We start from the raw sequence: 17,392 nt of genomic DNA, 5'->3' as shown, positions 1-17,392 counted from the left end.
CCGTGAAATCTGTGGATGGGAAGACCGTTTCGTTACTTGCCGGTGAGCTCGGCCACGAGGCCCGTGGCGCCATAGACCTTGTCCAGGGCATGGACGATGGCGCGGGCATCCACGGCGACGCCGCGGTTCACGGCCTCGTCGTAGAAGTAGTTGCCGGGCAGGCTTTCGATGTTGCCGTCGAAGATCAGACCCACCAGTTCGCCCTTCATGTCGATCACGGGCGAACCGGAATTGCCGCCGATGATGTCGACCTTGTGGGCGAAATTGAAGGGCACGGAGGGGTTCAACGCTTTGCGCTTCTTAACCCAACGTTGGGGAAGGGTCCAAGAGCCGTCATGGGCCTTCGCCTCGTTGCCGCCCCAGCTGTCGTAGCGGTCATAGAGACCGCCGAAGGTCGTGAAGGGCTGGATGAGCGTACCGTTGCCCTTGTACTCGGCCACGGGACCGTAGGTGAGGCGCAGGGTGAAGGTGGCATCGGGGTAGGTGTTCTTGCCGTAGACCGCAAAACGGGCCTTGGCGATGCGGCTGCCGTGCTCGGTGATGACGCTGGCCACCTGGTCTTCCTGCTTCTTGCGCAGCTCGCGGCCGATGGGATCGAGCTTCTTGGCGAGCAGGATCATGGGATCGGTGCTTTCCGCGATGGCCTTCTTGCCACCGGCCATCAGCGCCTTGCGCGCCTCGGGATCGGCGAGCTTGGAGCCCTCCACCGCGGCCTTGGCGACCTCGGCGGCGGACTTGCCCCCCAGCATGGCCTGGACATATGGGTGATCCACACCAAGCTCCACGGCGGCGTCTTCGAGCCCCTTGGTGAACAGGAAGACTTCCTGCTCCTTGTAGTAGGGGGAGGGCACGCCCACGCGGGTCTTGAGCGACTTCAGGTTGGCGTCGCTGAATTCGGGCAGCCGCTTCTCGCTGGGCAGGGCCTCTTCATCGGCGAGCCGTACCAGGGTGAGGGCGTGGCCGAGCAGGGTCGAGTTCGCGGTACCGACGTTCAGGGCATCCTTGGAAAGCCCTTTCGCCACTTGGGTCGCCGCCTCGATCTTGGCCCAACTATCCCCTGCGCTGGCCGTGAGCTTGGCGTCCTTCGCCACCTTGGCCCGGAGATCCTTCTCGGCGGCTTCGATGCGGGACATGGCCTCCTTGTCCTTCAGGCCCGACCAGTAGCCGGTGACGGCCTTGATGCTGTTCTCGATGCCGAAGATCTGGGTGTTGACCTGACGGGCCGCCTCGGGCGAGGTCTTGGCATAGGCCACCAGCGCCTCCTTGCGGCGCTCCATGGACTTGAGGCGCATGGGAATCGCGAAGTCGCGGGAGTAGACCATCTGGGCCAGGGTGTCCTGGCGGCTGGTGCGGCCGGGATGGCCCGTCACGAAGGTGAGATCCCCCGCTTTGAGCCCTTTATGCGTCCAATGCAGGAAATGCTTGGGTTGATACGGTTTTCCGTTCTCATAGACGCGGAAGAGGGAGAAGTCCAGGTTGTGGCGGGGGAAGGTGAAGTTGTCGGGGTCGCCGCCGAAGAAGGCGATCTGCTGCTCGGGGGCGAAGACCAGGCGCACGTCCGTGTGCTTCTTGTAGCTGTAGATCCAGTGCTCGCCGCCCTGGTAGAGGGTCACGTGCTCGCAGCTGAGGCCGCTCTTCTCCTGCATCTCTTTCTTGATCTTCTCGATCTCGGTCTCGCGGACCTTCAGGGCTTCCTTCTCCGGCAGGCTGGCCTTGACGGCCTTGGCCAGGCGCTCGGTGATGTTGTCCATGGAGACCAGCGTCATGAGCTCGAGACCCGGCACCTTGATCTCCTGCTCGCGGGTGGCGGCGGAGAAGCCGTTCTTCACGTAGTCGGCCTCCTTGCTGCTCACGCGCTGGATCCAGCCGCGGCCCACGTGATGGTTGGTGAGCACCAGGCCGTCCTGGCTCACGAAGGAGCCGGAGCCGCCGGGGAAGCGCAGTGAGGACAGACGCACGTGGTCCAGCCAGGCCTGGTCCGGCGCCCAGCCGTATTTCTCGGAGATCTTCTTGGTCGGCAGGTTGTCGAAGGTCCACATGCCTTCTTCCGCACGCAGGCCAGTGGCGGCGAGGACGAAGGCCAGAAGCGGCAGGGCCAGGGAATGAGGTTTCATGGGAGCTCCAGACAAGAGAAGACCGACCATCGTATCACTAAGTATTCCCCGTCACCCCCTCGACCTCGGCGTTAGACCGTCAGGAATCAAGCCCTTCTCCGTGCTGGCGATGAGGCGTAGGTCTTGGCAGACGCCGAGATGAAGGCGCTCCGTGACCATCGTCACTTCTGAACCAAGAGGTCTTGAATGGTGAACAAATGAGACTCAGTATCGTTTTCATGAAGACTTACACCCCCTCCCCCATCCAGCGACTCTTTCCCGTCCTCCTCCTGGCCACCGCCCTGACGGCCCAGGAGAAAAAGGAAGGCCCCATCCAGGACAACTCCTTCCTCGTGGAGGAGGCCTACAACCAGGAGCCGGGCGTGGTGCAGCACATCAGCACCTTCACCCGCTACCAGGAGAGCAAGGACTGGATCTACACCTTCACCCAGGAATGGCCCGTGGGCGGCCTGGCCCACCAGCTCAGCTTCACCCTGCCCTGGCAGCGCCTGGGCGCCTCGCTCGACGGCAAGCAGGCCTTCGGTGACGTCGCCCTGAACTACCGCTACCAGCTCCTGGGTGACGGCGAGGCCAAGGTGGCCATCGCGCCGCGCCTCTCGGTGCTGCTGCCCACCGGCGACGAGAAGCAGGGCTACGGACGCGGCGCCACGGGCGTGCAGGTGATGGTTCCGGTGAGCTGGGTGCTTTCGGATTCACTCGTCTCCCACTGGAACGTCGGCGCCACGCGCACGCCCAACGCCAAGAACCAGGCTGGCGACAAGGCCACTACCCAGGACCTGACCTTCGGCCAAAGCTTCATCTGGCTCGCCTCACCGCGCTTCAACGTGATGCTCGAATACGTGCACACCCGCAGCCAGGGCGTGGTCGGGCCGGACCGCACCGAGCCCCAGACCTTCACCTACCTGAGCCCCGGCATCCGCTGGGCCTACAACTTCCCCAGCGGCCTCCAGATCGTGCCCGGCATCGCCGTGCCCATCGGCGTCGGCGCCAGTCGCGGCGAGAAAGCCGTCTTCCTCTACCTGAGCTTCGAACACCCCTTCACCAAGGTGAAATGACCTGGTTCAATCCATGGATCAAGGGCCGCTCCACAGCGGCCCTTGGCGTTTCCAGGAGGCGTTCAGCTCCGGCCGCGCTTGCCCATCTTCGAATCCAGGTACCAGATGCCGCCGCCCTGGTCGCCCACGGCATGCAGGTGGTCGACGATTTCGCCGATCCGGCACTCCTCCTCGACCTGTTCCGTGACGTACCATTGGAGGGCGATCTCGCTGGCGTGATCCTTCTCCTGGCGGGCCTGCTCGAAGAGGGCGCTGATGCGGCCCGTGATGCTCTTCTCGTGGGCCAGGGTCTCCTCGAAGACATGGATGACGCCGCCGAATTCCTTCGGAGGCGCGGCCACGGCCTTGAGTTCGAGGCGCCCGCCCCGGTCCAGCAGGAACTGGATGAGCTTGGCGGCGTGGGCCGTCTCCTCGGAAGCCTGCACCGTCAGCCAGTGCGCGAAGCCCTTGAAGCTCTTGCCCGAGCAGTGGGCGCTCATGGCCAGGTAGAGCTGGGCGGAGTACTGCTCCAGATTGATCTGGGCGTTCAACGCGTCCTGCATGGTCGAACTGATCATGGGACCTCCTGGGTTGGACGGGCAGTGTAGCCGGAAGGGGAAGCCCCTCCCAGCCTGCCCTCCTTCCGCAGGGCCGCCCTACCGGTTTTCAGCCTCGTAGGCCCGGTCGCCCGCGCCGTGCAGGGTCTGCGAACTGCCCCCGCGCTTGTGGTAGATCAGCAGGTGGATGAGGAACATGAGCACGAGCACGCCGCCGAAGGTGCACACGATGGTCGCGCCGGTGGGCGTGTCCATCTTGACGGAGAGCACCACGCCCAGGGCCGAGACCAGGGTGCCCATGGTCCAGCCGATGGCCAGGCGGGGCCCGATGCGGTCCGTGAACAGCATGGCGCCGACGGAAGGCACGATCAGGTAGCAGAACACCAGCAGCACGCCGGCGATGGCCACGCTGGAGGTGACCACGAAGCCGAAGGACGCGTAGAAGAGGAAATCCCAGAGGCGGACCGAGATGCCTTCGGCCTCGGCCTTCTTCGGATTCATCGAGATCAGCAGGAAGCGCCTCCGGAAGACGTAATGGAAGATCCCGATCACGCCGTAGAGTCCCGCGGTCTTGCCCACCTCCTTCCAGGACACGGCCAGGATGTTGCCCACCAGCATGTCCTTCAGGTGCTCGGTCTCACCGGTGGCCTTGCTCATGGCCAGGATGGCCGCGGCCGAGGCCACGGCGTAGGCGATGCCGATGAAGGCCTCCTGCGGAATGTGGCCCCGCTTGGATTTCACCATCGAAAAGATGAAGGCCCCGAAGAAGGTGAAGCCGAGGCTGATCCAGTAGGCCCCCGCCCCGTGGGGATCCAGGCCGATGATGAGGGCGACGATGGCGCCCAGCGCCGCGATCTGCGCCAGGGCCAGATCCACGAAGATCACGCCGCGCTCCACCACGTGCACACCCAGGTAGGCGTGGATGCCCGTGAGGATCAGGCTGGCCGCCAGCGGCGCCAACAGAAACATGAAGATTTCCATCGCTATCCTTCCCTTTCGAAAGCGTTCAGCGGACCTGCTGGAAGGCCTGCGCCAGCACGCGGACGTCGTAGTCGAACAGCTTGATGTAGTCGCCGGTCTCCGCGTTTCCGCCCACCGAAGGCATCAGCACCACCACCTGGCCGCCAGTCTCCCGGGCGACGCTCTGCGGCGTCTTCAGGTCGAAGTAGGGCTCGACGAGGATGAGCTTCACGTTCTGGCGCTTCATCAGCGAGATCAGCTCCACCACGTGGGCGGGGCTCGGGGGGATGCCGGGCCGCGGCTCGACGTAGTCCGCGACCTGGAGCCCGAAGCGCTTGATGAAGTTGGGCCAGGACTGGTGGTAGGTGATGACCTTCCGGCCCCGGTAGGGCTTCATCATCCCGTCCCAGCGCTGCTCGGCGGCCGCCAGGCGCTTCTTGAAATCCTCCAGGCGCTGCTGGAAATAGCCCGCGTCGCCGGGGCTGAGCTGGGCGAACTTCTGCGCGAGTCCGCCGGCGACCCTCGCCCCGTTCTGCGGATCGAGCCAGTAGTGGGGATTGCCCAGCGGATGCACATCCCCCATGGCCCGAGACACCTGGGCGGTGGGGATCTCCAGGATCTCCGCGAACTGCGAGGCGTCGAAGTAGCCCTGGGCCGCGGGCTGGATCTTCGGGTTGCCGCTTTGGGTGATCAGGGGCGGCAGCCAGCCGATCTCCAGCTGGAGGCCCACCACCACGAGCAGATCGGCCCGGCGCAGATTGAGGAGGAAGCTGGGCTTGGCCTCCACGAAATGGGGATCCTGGTAGCCGCGGGCGATGGCGGTGATGTTGACGCGGTCCCCGCCGACTTCCTGGGCGATGGCGGCGAGGTCCTGGGTCGCGGCGACGACGTTGAGCTTCCCGCCCGCCAGGAGGGGCTGCGACACGAAGAGCGCCACGAGGGCGGCGGCGCCCAGGAGGAGCCGCCTGAGGCTCGGGCGATGGCCATGCGGAGAGCGGTTCATCGGGTTCCTCCTTGAGAGGGTGTGCAGGGGTGATCCAGGGTTGATCTATACCGCGATTTCAAAAGGGGTGCGCGCCGTGGGCGCCCATGACGAAGATGAGCTGGAGCCGGAGCTCACTGGCGTCCTGCCGGCCGTCGTAGCGGGTGAAGCGATACTGGCCGCGCACCTGGCTGAACTCGCTCATCCAGTAGGTGAGCAGGGCCGAGGCGCCGCGATCCAGCTGGTTCGACGCCGTGGCGCGCTCCGACCAGTCGAAGCGGGCCCCCACTGTCCAGCGCTGGTCCATCCGGTAATCCAGGCTCGAATACCATCCGAAGGCCCGCTGGGGGCCCAGCAGCTGATCGCGCCGGCTCCAGATGAACTCGCTTCGCCACAGGAGTGAGTTGTAGATCGAGCGCCGCAGCGGCTTCCAGCGCAGGCTGAAATCCACCCCGCTGAGCTTCGTCAGGAAGTCATGGCCCAGTTCGTTGTGGCCCTGGGCGTAGGAGTAGCCGAGTTCGAGGTTCGTGTTCTCCGTCAGATCCTCGTACCCCCGCAGATGGCCGACATAACTCAGGTCGTTCTTCCGGCTCGCCTTGAAGAGCCCTTCGGATTCCCCGCGGAACACCTGGCCCGTGGCTTCGAGGAACAGGTCACCCGGGGCCGGCAGGATGCGGCTCACGGAAATGCCCATGTCGTCGATGCCATCTTCACCGCCCATCAGGTTTTCCGTCACCAGGGGGCGGTCCGTCCAGGCCAGCGCGTGGTTGTGGGTGGTGTTCACCTTGCCGAAATCCGCCCGCATCTTGCCGATCTTGGCGACGAATTCCCCGGGCAGGGCCGTCAGCGTGACGAAGGCCTCCTCCACGCTGACGCCGCCGTCGCTGAAGGAAAGGAAGACGTCGCCGCGGGAATAGGGATCGATGACCGATTGGATGCCCAGCTCCGCCTCGTGCATCTCCAGGCCCGGCACGGGCCGGACCTCGTTGCGGCCCATGGCGCCGAGGAAATCCCCGTTCAGGCTGATGTCAGGGTTCAGGGCCTTGGCCGCGGCCCCGCCCGCGCCGCCCAGCTGGACCGGCTCGGGTTTCGTGGCGCCCTGGGCCTTGAGGGCCTGGACCTCCTCTTCCAGCTTGCGGATGCGCTCTTCCTGGGCCTTCGCCGCATCGCTCACGGGTGCGGGGGCCGGGGCGGGCGCAGGCAACTCCTGGGCCTGGGCCACCCCCATCCAAGTGGCGGCGCCAAGGAGCATCGCAGCGGCTTTGTTCACGGGTGCACTCCGAGCAAGACCATGGTTAAACGGGATTTCGAGGAGCGGGGCCCCTCTGTGGCCCTCCGGCATTCGGGGAAAAACCAGGGGAGCCGGAACCCCACCCGATCCACGATGTCGAAGGACAAATGGAATCATTTTCCAATTACCCCTCGCCGTCAATGAAAACATTTTTCATCTACAACTTCCCCTACTAAACCCCGCGCATACTTGAGCGAAGCATATGCATCCATTGCCCCTTGGGGAGGCCTTTGACATGAAGCGGAAGAAATTGTGGTTCCTGGGTGGTGGCCTGGTGGTCCTCCTCGTCGGCGGGCTCAGCATCGCCGGCATGCAGGACAAGGGCCTGGCCGTGCAGATGGCTGCCGTAGGACGGGAAAACCTCGAATCCAAGGTGAGCGCCAACGGCAAGATCCAGGCGGTCACCAAGGCCGATATCTCGGCAAACATCATCGGACAGGTCACCCGCCTGGCCGTGAAGGAAGGGGACCGGGTCACGAAGGGCCAGTTCCTCATGGAGATCGATCCCCGCAACGCGCGCGCCAATGCGGACGCCATGCAGGCCAACCTCCAGGCCATCCTGTCGGACCTGACCTCGGCCACCGCCAACCTCGCCCAGGCCAAGTCTGATTTCGAGCGCGCCAAGACCAACCGTGACGCGGGCATCATCTCCGCCGCGGATTTCGAGCACGCCAAGACGGCCTTCGAAACCGCCAAGGCCACCGAGCTGAGCGCCCACCGCCGGGCCGACCAGGCCAAGGCCAACGTGAACCAGTCTCACGTGGGCCTCGGATACGCCACCATCTCCGCGCCCATGGATGGCGTGGTGACGGCGCGCCGCATCGAGCTGGGCGAAACCGCCGTCCCGGGCATCCAGAACCAGGCGGGCACCGTGCTGCTCACCATCTCCGACATGAGCAAGGTCGAAGCCGAGATGGAAGTGGACGAGGCCTCCATCCCCACCGTCAAACAGGCCCAGAAGGCCCAGGTGCGCATCGACGCCTATCCCAACCAGACCTTCGAAGGCGAGGTCACCGAAGTGGGCGGCAGCCCCATCCTGAAGGCCAGTGCCAACGAGGCCATCAAGTTCAAGGTCAAGGTCTGGATCAAGAATCCGCCCCTCACCATCAAGCCCGGCCTCTCGGCCCAGGCCGACATCTTCACCGGCAGCCGCAACCAGGTGCTGGCCATCCCCATCCAGTCCCTCGTGACCCGCGAGATCAAGCTCAAGCCCGGTGAAACGCCCAAGCCCGGCGCTCCCCGGGACGAGGAAGGCGTCTGGCTCTTCGAAGGCGGCAAGGCCAAGTTCGCGGCCGTCAAGACGGGCCTCCTGGGCGACCTGAACGTGGAGGTCCTGGACGGACTGAAGGGCGGGGAGAAGGTCATCACCGGCCCCTTCCGCATCCTCCGCGACCTCAAGGGCGGCGAGCAGGTCCGCGAAGACAAGAGCAAGAAGAAGGACGAGAAGAAGGGTTAAGGGCCTCACATGTCCTACCAAGAGCTGCTCCGCGTGGCCCTCCGGGCCATCCGAGCCCACAAGCTCCGCAGCTTCCTGACGCTGCTGGGCATCATCATCGGCGTCACCACCATCGTGGGCGTGGTGGGCATCATCACGGGCCTGAACCGCTACGTGCAGGAAAAGGTGATCGTCCTCGCGCCGGACATGTACATCGTCACCCGCTTCGGCATCATCCGCAGCCGGGAGGAATTCCTGCAGGCCGTCAAGCGGCCCCAGCTCACCTGGGAAGAGTACGAGCGCATCAGCAGCGGCGTGCTCAGCCACGCTGCGATGACGGCCACGCGATCCTTCAAGACCCTCCCCGTGAACTACGGCACCCACCGCCTGGCAGATACCTTCGTCGTGGGCAGCACCGCCAACTTCGCGCGCATCCTCAACCTGGACACCGGGGGCAACGGCCGCTTCTTCACCGAAGGCGAGGATGAGGCGGCCCAGAACGTGGCCGTCATCGGCGCCGACATCAAGCAGGAGCTCTTCCCGAACCAGGATCCCATCGGTCGTACCATGATGGTGCGCGGCCTGCCCTTCCGCGTCATCGGCCACATGGTCAAGGAGGGCAAGGGCCTCGGCATCAACCGCGATCAGCTGGTGATCATCCCCTTCCAGGTCTACCGCAAGAACTTCTTCGCACCCAACGATCCCCTCGACTACTTCATCAAGGCCCGGGACGGCGTGGAGGGCCTCGACGCCTCCATCGACGAGACCCGCGCCTTCCTGCGCGCCCTGCGCCATACCTCCTGGCGCGACCCCGATCCCGTGGGCTTCCTCACTCAGGACCAGTTGCAGGAACTCTGGCGCCAGATCAGCACCGCGACCTTCGTCCTGCTCACCCTCATCGCCTCCGTGTCCCTCGGCGTGGGCGGCATCGTCATCATGAACATCATGCTCGTGAGCGTGGCCGAGCGCACCCAGGAGATCGGGGTGCGCATGGCCCTGGGCGCCCGGAAGCGCGACATCCAGCGCCAGTTCCTGCTGGAGGCTTCACTGCTCTCCATGGCCGGCGGTCTCATCGGTGTCATCCTCGGAGGCGCCGCTGCCCTGCTCGTCAAGGCCGCCACGGGCTTCCCCGCCCAGATCACGCCGGGCATCGTCCTCATGGGCGTGGGCCTTTCGACGGTGGTGGGCCTGCTGGCGGGCTTCCTCCCGGCCCGGCGCGCCGCCAACCTGCCCGTCATCGACGCCCTGCGCGCGGAATAGGTGGATTGACATGGCCTCCGCCCAAACCCGCTCCAGCCTCCGCAGCATCGGTATCGAGAACATCCGATTCGCCTTCCGTTCCATCCTCGTCCAGCGCCTGCGAAGCTTCCTCACCCTGCTCGGCATCGTGTCCGGCGTGGCCACCGTCATCGCCATGGTGAGCTTCGTCGCCGGCTTCAACGACGCCATCACGGGCGCCTTCTCCAGTTTCGGAACCACCCTCGTCCAGTACCAGAAGTACGAACCCCGCTTCGGCGGCGGCCCCACGGGACCGCCCGAGGAGCAGCGCAAGCGCCGCGATCTCACCCTGGAGGACGCCCAGGCCCTCAAGCGGCTCAACACCCTGGCCGCCGCCGTGAGCCCCGAACGCTACCTGAACCTGCCCGCCCTGGCCGCCTCCACCACCTTCAAGAACCGCAAGGGGAAGGAGGCCAATGGCCCCACCCTGGCGGGTGTCGTGCCCGACTACGCGCAGGCGAACAACGCCACCATCGAGGACGGCCGATTCTTCGCGGATGCCGACGTCACGCATTCCGCGCGCACGGCGGTCGTCGGCCCCGACGTGGCCGAGGCGCTCTGGTTCCACCGCGACCCCATCAACCAGGAACTGCTCATCAACGGCGTCGCCTTCCGCGTCATCGGTCTTCTGGAGAAGCGCGGCTCCTTCCTCGGCGGCAGTGCCGACAACATCGTGCTCATCCCCTTCAGCACCTTCGACGAGATGTTCCCCGATGTGAAGAACAGCAACGGCGACACCATCCACATCGCCACCGTGCCCAAGGATCCCAAAGAGCAGCAGGCCATGACCGATCAGGGCATCTCGATCCTGCGGACGCGCCGCGGGTTGAAGGCCAAGGACCCCAACGACTTCGCCATCTTCACCAGCGAAGGCCAGTTGGAGACCTTCCGCGCCATCACGGGCGGCATCGCCGGGGCCATGATCCTCATCGCCGGCATCGCCCTGCTGGTGGGCGGCGTGGGCGTCATGAACATCATGCTGGTGAGCGTCACTGAGCGCACCCGCGAGATCGGCGTACGCAAGGCCCTCGGCGCCACCCGCAAGGACATCGCCATGCAGTTCCTCGTCGAAGCCATCGCCCTCACCGGCGTGGGCGGCGCCATCGGCATCGCCGTGGGCCTGGGCATCGCCATGCTGGTGCGCCTCGTCTTCAGCTTCCCCGCGGCGGCCCCCCTCTGGAGCATCGTGCTGGGCTTCGGCGTCAGCACGGCCGTGGGCTTGATCTTCGGCCTGTGGCCCGCCCTGAAGGCCGCGAAACAGGATCCCATCGAGGCCCTTCGCTACGAGTAACCCGCATCTTCGTCCGTGGGCCAGCGCCTGGGCGTTCGGCTATGCCTCACGCACGGCGCCTGCTCCCCCGCGATCGGTCGCGCCCCCTGGCGCGACCTCCCACTCGGCCTGCGCCCTGCTTGGCCTCGCGGAGCGGGTCCCGCGGCCCTTCGCTACGAGTAGCAAACTCACCCAGCAGGCCGCTCCTCCCGATCTGGAATAGATCGCCCTGGAGTCGCCATGCGCCGCCTTTCCGCCCTTCTGCTTGCCACGTCTTTCGCCCTCGTGGCTCAGGAACATGGGGCTCCCGCCAAATCCAAGGCTCCGGCCCATGCGGCGGCACCGGCCTCCCACGCCCCCGCGCCCGCCGCGGAGGCGCCCGACAGCCCCAGCGCCGCGCTGGCGGAACTCAGCGCGGGCAACGCGCGGTTCGTGGCGGGCCGGCGCACGCGCACCCTGGACACGGGCCACGACGCGGCCATGCGCGCGGCGCTGGCGAACGGCCAGGCCCCCTTCGCCGTCGTCATCACCTGCTCGGACAGCCGCGTGGCCGATGCCCTGCTTTTCGATCAGGAGGCGGGCCGCCTCTTCACCATCCGGGAGGCGGGCAACGCGCCGGACCTGCAGGGCATCGCCTCCGCCGAGTACGCCGTCGAGCACCTGGGCTCGAAGCTCATCGTCCTCATGGGCCACACCAGCTGCGGCGCCGTCAAAGCCATCCGCGAAGCCAACGGCAAACCGCTCCCGGGCAACCTCTGGGCCCTGCAATCCGGCATGGCGGGCCTGCTGGAGACCACCCCCCAGGATCCCAACGAGGATGGCAAGGCCTACATGGCGCGCCTCGAAGAGGCCAACGCGCGCAGGCAGGCGCAGAACATACTGGACCGATCCGCCCTGCTTCGTGAGCGCGTGGGCAGCGAGAAGCTCTGGATCGTCCCCGCCCTCTACAACCTGGCCAGCGGGAAGGTGCAGTTCTTCAAGCCCATCTCCCCCGCGGCTGAAGAGGCCCACCACTGAAGCAGAGCGGCCCTCAAGATCGACGTTCGCCTGGCCCTCCGCAGGCGGTACGCTGATCTCAGGAGAACGCCATGGACGCCCAAGAATTCCGTCGCCTCGGCTACCAGCTCGTGGATTGGATCGCGGAGTACCGCGAAGGGTTGGAGCGCCTGCCCGTCATGAGCCCGGCCAAGCCCGGCGAGGTTCGCGCAGCCTTCCCGGATCATCCGCCCCTGCACGGGGGCCGCATGGATCAGGCCCTGGCGGCCCTCGACCGCGACGTCATGCCGGGCATCACCCACTGGAACCACCCCTCCTTCTTCGCCTACTTCCCCAGCAACACGAGCTACGCCTCCATCCTCGGCGACCTGGCCGCCTCGGGCATCGGCGCCCAGGGCATGAGCTGGCAGACGAGCCCCGCGGCCACCGAGGTCGAAGAAGTGGTCATGGACTGGCTGCGCCAGATGGTGGGCCTGAGCCCGGCCTTCACCGGCGTCATCCATGACACGGCCAGCACGGCCACCTTCACGGCCCTGCTCTGCGCCCGCGAGAAGGGCTCGGACTACGCCCAGAACGAGGAAGGCCTCCAGAGCGGCGAGGCGCCCCTGGTGGTCTACGCCTCGGACCAGGGCCACAGCTCCATCGAAAAGGCCGCGCTGCTGGCGGGCTTCGGCCGCAGTTTCCTGCGCCTCATCCCCACCGACGACAACCACGCCATCCGCCTCGACCTTCTGCAGGAGGCCATCGAGAAGGACCTGGAGATCGGCCTCCGCCCCTGCGCGCTGGTGGCCTGTGTGGGCACCACGGGCACGACCTCCATCGATTCCGTCGCCGCCATGGCGGACCTGGCGGAGCAGCACGGCATGTGGCTCCACGTGGACGCCGCCATGGCGGGCACGGCCATGGTGCTGCCCGAATGCCGCGGGATGTGGGCGGGCGTGGAGCGCGCCGACAGCCTCGTGTTCAACCCCCACAAATGGATGGGCGTCGGCTTCGATCTCAGCGCCTACTACGTGCGCGATCCCCAGCACCTCATCCGCGTCATGAGCACCAACCCCAGCTACCTGCGCACGGCGCAGGACGGCCAGGTGAGCAACTTCCGCGATTGGCACATCCAGCTGGGCCGCCGCTTCCGCGCCCTCAAGCTCTGGTTCTACCTCATGGACGTGGGCGTGGAGGGGCTGCAGACCCGCCTGCGCCGTGACCTCGAGAACGCCCAGTGGCTGATGCAGCAGGTGGACGCCGTCGCCGACTGGGAGCGCCTCGCCCCCGTGCCCCTGCAGACCGTGTGCATCCGCCACCTGCGGCCCGGCCTCGACGAGGCCGCCCTCGCCGCCCACAACCTGGAGATCGCGCGCCGCATCAACGAAGGCGGCAAGGCCTATCTGACGCCCTCCCTGCTCAAGGGCAAGCAGATGCTGCGGGTGAGCATCGGCGCCGAAGCCACGGAGCGCAGGCATGTCGAGGCCCTGTGGGCTGCACTGAAGCAGGCTTCCGAAGCCGTCTGACAAATGAATCCATAAAAAATCAGTATGGCTTTGCCCGTTGTATCCGGCGCCCCGGGGCGGCACACTTGTGAGGACATGATGTATCAGCCGACCTTCAACCCGCGCCCTAGCCAGCCCACCTCCGGTGAGCCGGTAGGAGGGGTCTGAGCCAGTCGTCGCATCGCTCAGCTCACATCCACCCCCGGAGTCGCCACCGACCCGGGGGTTTTTCTTTTGGCAGGCATCCATGCATCAAGCTCTCGACCGAACTCACGCCTCCGCGCACCGGATGGCCTTCCACGGCGCCCGACGCATCGTCGTCAAGCTCGGCACCCAGGTGGTGTTGGATGCCGAAGGCCAGCCCGTCCTCAGCCGTCTCTACGGCCTCATGGAGACCGTGGCCGAGCTGCGCCGCCGGGGCACCCAGCCCGTGCTCGTGTCCTCGGGCGCGGTGGGTCTCGGCGCCCGCCAGCTCGGCGTGAAGCCCGGGGGCATGGCGCAAAAGCAGGCCTGCGCGGCCGTCGGCCAGGGCAAGCTCATGTCCATCTACCAGGAGGGCTTCGCCCGCATGGGCCTCTGCGCCGCCCAGGTGCTGCTCACAGAGGACGACTTCGCCGATCCCCTGCGCCATGCCAACCTCCGTCACACGCTGGACACCCTGCTGGAACTGGGTGCCATCCCCGTGCTCAACGAGAACGACACGGTCTCCACGCTGGAGCTCGAACGTCCCTCCCCGGGCCGCACGCCGATCTTCAGCGACAACGATCATCTGTCGGCCCTCGTCGCCGCGCATCTGGAGGCCGACCTGCTCGTGCTGCTCTCCGACGTGAGCGCCCTGCACACGGGCAACCCGGGCCTGGATCCCGAAGCGACGCCCCTGGCCGAAGTGGCCTTCGGCGCCGACCTGCAGGTGAACCTCGAAGGCACCTCGGAACGCGGCCGCGGCGGCATGGTCAGCAAGGTGGAGGCGGCCCGCGTGGCCGCGCGGGCGGGTGTGCCCGTGGTGCTGGCCTCGGGACTCGTGCCTCGCATCCTCGATCAGATCCTCGCCGGTGAGCCCGTGGGCACCCACTTCCTCGCCGCACCAAAGGGAGCCTGAGATGAGCCTGGAATCGCCCTCCCTCATTCAAGCCAAGGCCGAGGCCGCCCGGACCGCCTCGCGCCGGCTGGCCACCACCAGCTCGGAGCAACGTGCCGGCGTGCTGCTTCGCCTGGCGGATCTGTTGGAACAACGGCAGGCCGCCATCCTTGAAGCCAACGCGGAAGACGTCCGGGCGGCCGAAGGCGTCATTGACGCGTCCAGCCTGCAGCGGCTCAAGCTCGACTCCTCCAAAGTGGCCGCCATGGCCCAGGGCGTGCGCGCCGTGGCGGGGCTGCCCGATCCCCTGCACCGCATCCAGCTCCGCCGCGATCTGGACGAGGGCCTCGAACTCACCCGGGTGGCCTGCCCCCTGGGCGTGCTCTGCGTCGTCTTCGAATCGCGGCCCGACGCCCTCATCCAGATCAGCGCCCTGGCGCTCAAGAGCGGCAACGCCGCCCTGCTCAAGGGCGGAAGCGAGGCCCGCCACTCCAACGCCATCCTGTTGGAGGCCGTGCAGTCCGCCCTTCGGGACGCCGATCTGCCCGAAACGGCGATCCAGGGCCTCGGCGATCGCGCCGCCGTCGCGGTGCTTCTGCAGCGCCCCGATCTCATCGACCTGGTGATCCCCCGCGGATCCCGCGAGCTGGTGCAGAGCCTCCAGGCGGCCACGCGCATCCCCGTGCTGGGTCACGCCGACGGCGTCTGCCACATGGTGCTCGACCAGGCCGCCGACACCACCATGGCCGTCGCCCTCGTGCGCGACGCGAAGCTGCAGTATCCCTCAGCCTGCAACGCGGTGGAGACGGTCCTGATTCATCGCGGCGCGGCTGAACGCCTTCTTCCGGCCCTTGTGGCCGACCTCGCCCCCCGCGGCGTGGAACTGCGCGGATGCGCGGCCTGCCGAGCGATCGCGCCGGATCTCCTGCCTGCCACCGACGCGGACTGGGAGGCGGAGTACGGCGCGCCCATCCTCGCCCTCAAGGTGGTGACGGATCTGGACGAAGCCCTCGCCCACATCCGCGCCCACGGTAGCGGACACACGGAGGCCATCGTCACCGAGGATGCCGAGGTCGCCGCGCGGTTCCTCGCCGAGGTCGACGCGGCGGGCGTCTTCCACAACGCCTCCACGCGCTTCGCCGACGGGTTCCGTTATGGATTCGGCGCCGAGGTGGGCATCAGCACGGGCCGCATCCACGCCCGCGGCCCCGTGGGATTGGAGGGCCTGCTCAGCTACCGCTACCTGCTGCGCGGGCGGGGGCATCGCGTGGAGGACTACTCCGGCCCGGGTGCCCGCTCTTTCATACACAAAGACAAAGGAGCAGGAGCGCCATAAAGCACTTTAATGAATCGATAATCAGCCTTCGACCTAGCAGCCGCGGGCCCCGGAAATGCTCGCGATCCGGCCGTCTCCAATTCAACACATCGTCAATTTTTTTGCCTTTTGAATTGCCTTCACCAAATTCTCGGTCCATGCAGAAGCGGTTCCGCTGCTATTCTTTAGACTGAGTTTGTCGCCCTTGCGGTTCCGCGGGGGCGACCTTTTCATATCGGCCCACCTGCGCCGCGCCCGCCCTTGGAGGACCCGTGTCCAACCTGCTCCCTCCCGAGACTCCCGCCTTCGCCGTGCCCGCGGCGAACCTCGTCCCCGTGAGTGATCACCTGGGGCAGCTCGCGCCGATTCCCGCGTCGCGCATGTTCCTCATCAACAAATCGCTGAAGGTCTTCCAGGAGAAACAGCCCGGCGTGCCCATCTTCGACGCCAGCCAAGGCGACGGCGGCGCCTCGCTGCCCGGCGTGCCCGAGGCCCTGCTGGACCGCGCCTTCGAGCTGCAAAAGCAGCACGGCACCGCCTACGACATGCCCTTCGGCACCGAGGCCTATCGCAAGATCGTCGCCGAATCCTACTGGAAGCTCGCTCCCGACACGGGCTGGGGTACCGCCAACGTCATCGGCACCCAGGGCGGCCGCGACGGCCTGCAGAAGGCCTACCAGGCCATGCTGGCCCTCGGTCACGGCCGCCAGGGCGACGTGATCGTCGTCAGCCGCGTGCCCTGGATCAGCTATAACTGGGGGCCGTACGGCGTCGGCGCCAACGTGATGTGGGCCCCCGGCCGAGCCGAGGAAGGCTGGGCCTATTCGGAAGAGGGCATCCGCGCCTGCGTCGCCGAAGCCGCGAAGACCGGCCGCAAGGTGGCTGGCCTCGTCATCACCAGCCCCGATAATCCGACGGGCCAGACCCTCACGCTGCAGCGGCAGATCGAACTCGCCCGCGCCGCGCTGGAGGCGGGCATCGCCTTCGTGCTCTTCGACTGGATGTACCACGCCGTGGGCGACGACGAGCCCTACGATGTGAACGTGCTGCTGCGCGCCTTCGAGCCCGCCCTGCGCAAGCGCCTGATGGTGCTCGACGGCATCACCAAGAGCCTGGGCGGATCGAACATCCGCAACTGCCACCTGCTGGCGGATGCCGAGGTGGTGAAGACCATCGTGGCCCAGGCCTCGCACACCGTGATCCCCTCCTTCTTCAGCCTCGCCGTGGCCATGGCCGCCTACGAGAAGGGCCTGCAGGAGGCCGCCGCGCCCATCGTCGGACCCTGCCGCGCGAGCCGCGCCTGGATCCGCGAATTCCTCAAGAAGCAGGGGCTGACGCACATCATCGGCCAGGGCTACTACGCCTTCATCAACGTCGCGGAAGGCCTGAAAGCCAAGGGCTGGGCCGATTCGGAACCCCTGGGCCAGCACTTCGCCGAGAACCATGGCGTGGCGGTGGTGCCCGGCGCCTTCTTCAGCCCTTACGGCGCCGAGTGGATCCGCTTCTCCTACGCCACCCCCGTCGAACGCACCCAGGGCGCGGCCGAGCGGCTGGTCGAAGCGCTCAAAGACCTCGGGAAATAATCAGACGAGAAC

At 66.7% G+C, this 17,392-nt stretch carries 14 protein-coding genes; 9 read left to right on the top strand and 5 right to left on the bottom strand.

Features of this window, described 5'->3' with window-relative positions:
* Nucleotides 1-32: 32 nt before the first annotated feature.
* Nucleotides 33-2,114: a S46 family peptidase gene (locus QSJ34_RS00585; protein WP_285568917.1), complete on the bottom strand. Its 2,082-nt coding sequence runs from the start codon at nucleotides 2,112-2,114 to the stop codon at nucleotides 33-35.
* Nucleotides 2,115-2,332: 218 nt separating this feature from the next.
* On the opposite strand from QSJ34_RS00585, the gene QSJ34_RS00580 reads away from it, so the two are divergent.
* Nucleotides 2,333-3,169 (top strand): transporter, encoded by an 837-nt coding sequence (locus tag QSJ34_RS00580; RefSeq protein WP_285568915.1) that lies wholly within the window; start codon nucleotides 2,333-2,335, stop codon nucleotides 3,167-3,169.
* A gap of 62 nt (nucleotides 3,170-3,231) precedes the next feature.
* Here the strand turns inward: QSJ34_RS00580 and QSJ34_RS00575 are convergent, their stop codons facing one another.
* From QSJ34_RS00575 to QSJ34_RS00560, 4 genes are all read right to left on the bottom strand, one after another.
* Nucleotides 3,232-3,726 carry a ferritin gene (locus QSJ34_RS00575; protein ID WP_285568912.1) on the bottom strand — a complete coding sequence of 165 codons (495 nt, stop codon included), beginning with the start codon at nucleotides 3,724-3,726 and terminating at the stop codon, nucleotides 3,232-3,234.
* Nucleotides 3,727-3,804: 78 nt separating this feature from the next.
* Nucleotides 3,805-4,674 (bottom strand): metal ABC transporter permease, encoded by an 870-nt coding sequence (locus QSJ34_RS00570; protein ID WP_285568909.1) that lies wholly within the window; start codon nucleotides 4,672-4,674, stop codon nucleotides 3,805-3,807.
* Nucleotides 4,675-4,711: 37 nt separating this feature from the next.
* Nucleotides 4,712-5,668, bottom strand: coding sequence for a metal ABC transporter substrate-binding protein (locus tag QSJ34_RS00565; protein ID WP_285568906.1), 957 nt, complete (start codon nucleotides 5,666-5,668; stop codon nucleotides 4,712-4,714).
* A gap of 58 nt (nucleotides 5,669-5,726) precedes the next feature.
* A complete protein-coding gene (locus QSJ34_RS00560; protein ID WP_285568903.1) occupies nucleotides 5,727-6,917 on the bottom strand; it encodes a hypothetical protein in 1,191 nt (396 codons plus the stop codon).
* Nucleotides 6,918-7,173: 256 nt separating this feature from the next.
* Here QSJ34_RS00560 and QSJ34_RS00555 point away from each other — a divergent pair, with 256 nt between their 5' ends.
* The 8 genes from QSJ34_RS00555 to QSJ34_RS00520 all read left to right on the top strand — a co-directional run bounded on the left by QSJ34_RS00555 (nucleotide 7,174) and on the right by QSJ34_RS00520 (nucleotide 17,380).
* The gene (locus tag QSJ34_RS00555) at nucleotides 7,174-8,394 is read left to right on the top strand and encodes an efflux RND transporter periplasmic adaptor subunit (protein ID WP_285568900.1); all 1,221 of its coding nucleotides are present in this window, start codon (nucleotides 7,174-7,176) and stop codon (nucleotides 8,392-8,394) included.
* Between the two features lie 9 nt (nucleotides 8,395-8,403).
* The gene (locus QSJ34_RS00550) at nucleotides 8,404-9,633 is read left to right on the top strand and encodes an ABC transporter permease (RefSeq protein ID WP_285568897.1); all 1,230 of its coding nucleotides are present in this window, start codon (nucleotides 8,404-8,406) and stop codon (nucleotides 9,631-9,633) included.
* Nucleotides 9,634-9,643: 10 nt separating this feature from the next.
* The gene (locus QSJ34_RS00545; RefSeq protein WP_285568894.1) at nucleotides 9,644-10,942 is read left to right on the top strand and encodes an ABC transporter permease; all 1,299 of its coding nucleotides are present in this window, start codon (nucleotides 9,644-9,646) and stop codon (nucleotides 10,940-10,942) included.
* Nucleotides 10,943-11,161: 219 nt separating this feature from the next.
* Nucleotides 11,162-11,938, top strand: coding sequence for a carbonic anhydrase (locus QSJ34_RS00540; protein WP_285568891.1), 777 nt, complete (start codon nucleotides 11,162-11,164; stop codon nucleotides 11,936-11,938).
* A 71-nt stretch (nucleotides 11,939-12,009) separates the two neighbouring features.
* Nucleotides 12,010-13,425 (top strand): pyridoxal phosphate-dependent decarboxylase family protein, encoded by a 1,416-nt coding sequence (locus tag QSJ34_RS00535; RefSeq protein WP_285568889.1) that lies wholly within the window; start codon nucleotides 12,010-12,012, stop codon nucleotides 13,423-13,425.
* Nucleotides 13,426-13,651: 226 nt separating this feature from the next.
* Nucleotides 13,652-14,503: a glutamate 5-kinase gene (proB, locus tag QSJ34_RS00530; protein ID WP_285568887.1), complete on the top strand. Its 852-nt coding sequence runs from the start codon at nucleotides 13,652-13,654 to the stop codon at nucleotides 14,501-14,503.
* A gap of 1 nt (nucleotide 14,504) precedes the next feature.
* Nucleotides 14,505-15,818: a glutamate-5-semialdehyde dehydrogenase gene (locus QSJ34_RS00525; protein ID WP_285568885.1), complete on the top strand. Its 1,314-nt coding sequence runs from the start codon at nucleotides 14,505-14,507 to the stop codon at nucleotides 15,816-15,818.
* Nucleotides 15,819-16,069: 251 nt separating this feature from the next.
* Nucleotides 16,070-17,380, top strand: coding sequence for a pyridoxal phosphate-dependent aminotransferase (locus QSJ34_RS00520; protein WP_285568883.1), 1,311 nt, complete (start codon nucleotides 16,070-16,072; stop codon nucleotides 17,378-17,380).
* Nucleotides 17,381-17,392 lie beyond the last annotated feature (12 nt).

It is taken from the genome of Geothrix limicola (assembly GCF_030268085.1).
GTDB classification, from domain to species: domain Bacteria; phylum Acidobacteriota; class Holophagae; order Holophagales; family Holophagaceae; genus Geothrix; species Geothrix limicola.
The sequence above is the reverse complement of the archived record's forward strand: the minus strand, read 5'-3'. Positions and strand labels throughout refer to the sequence as shown.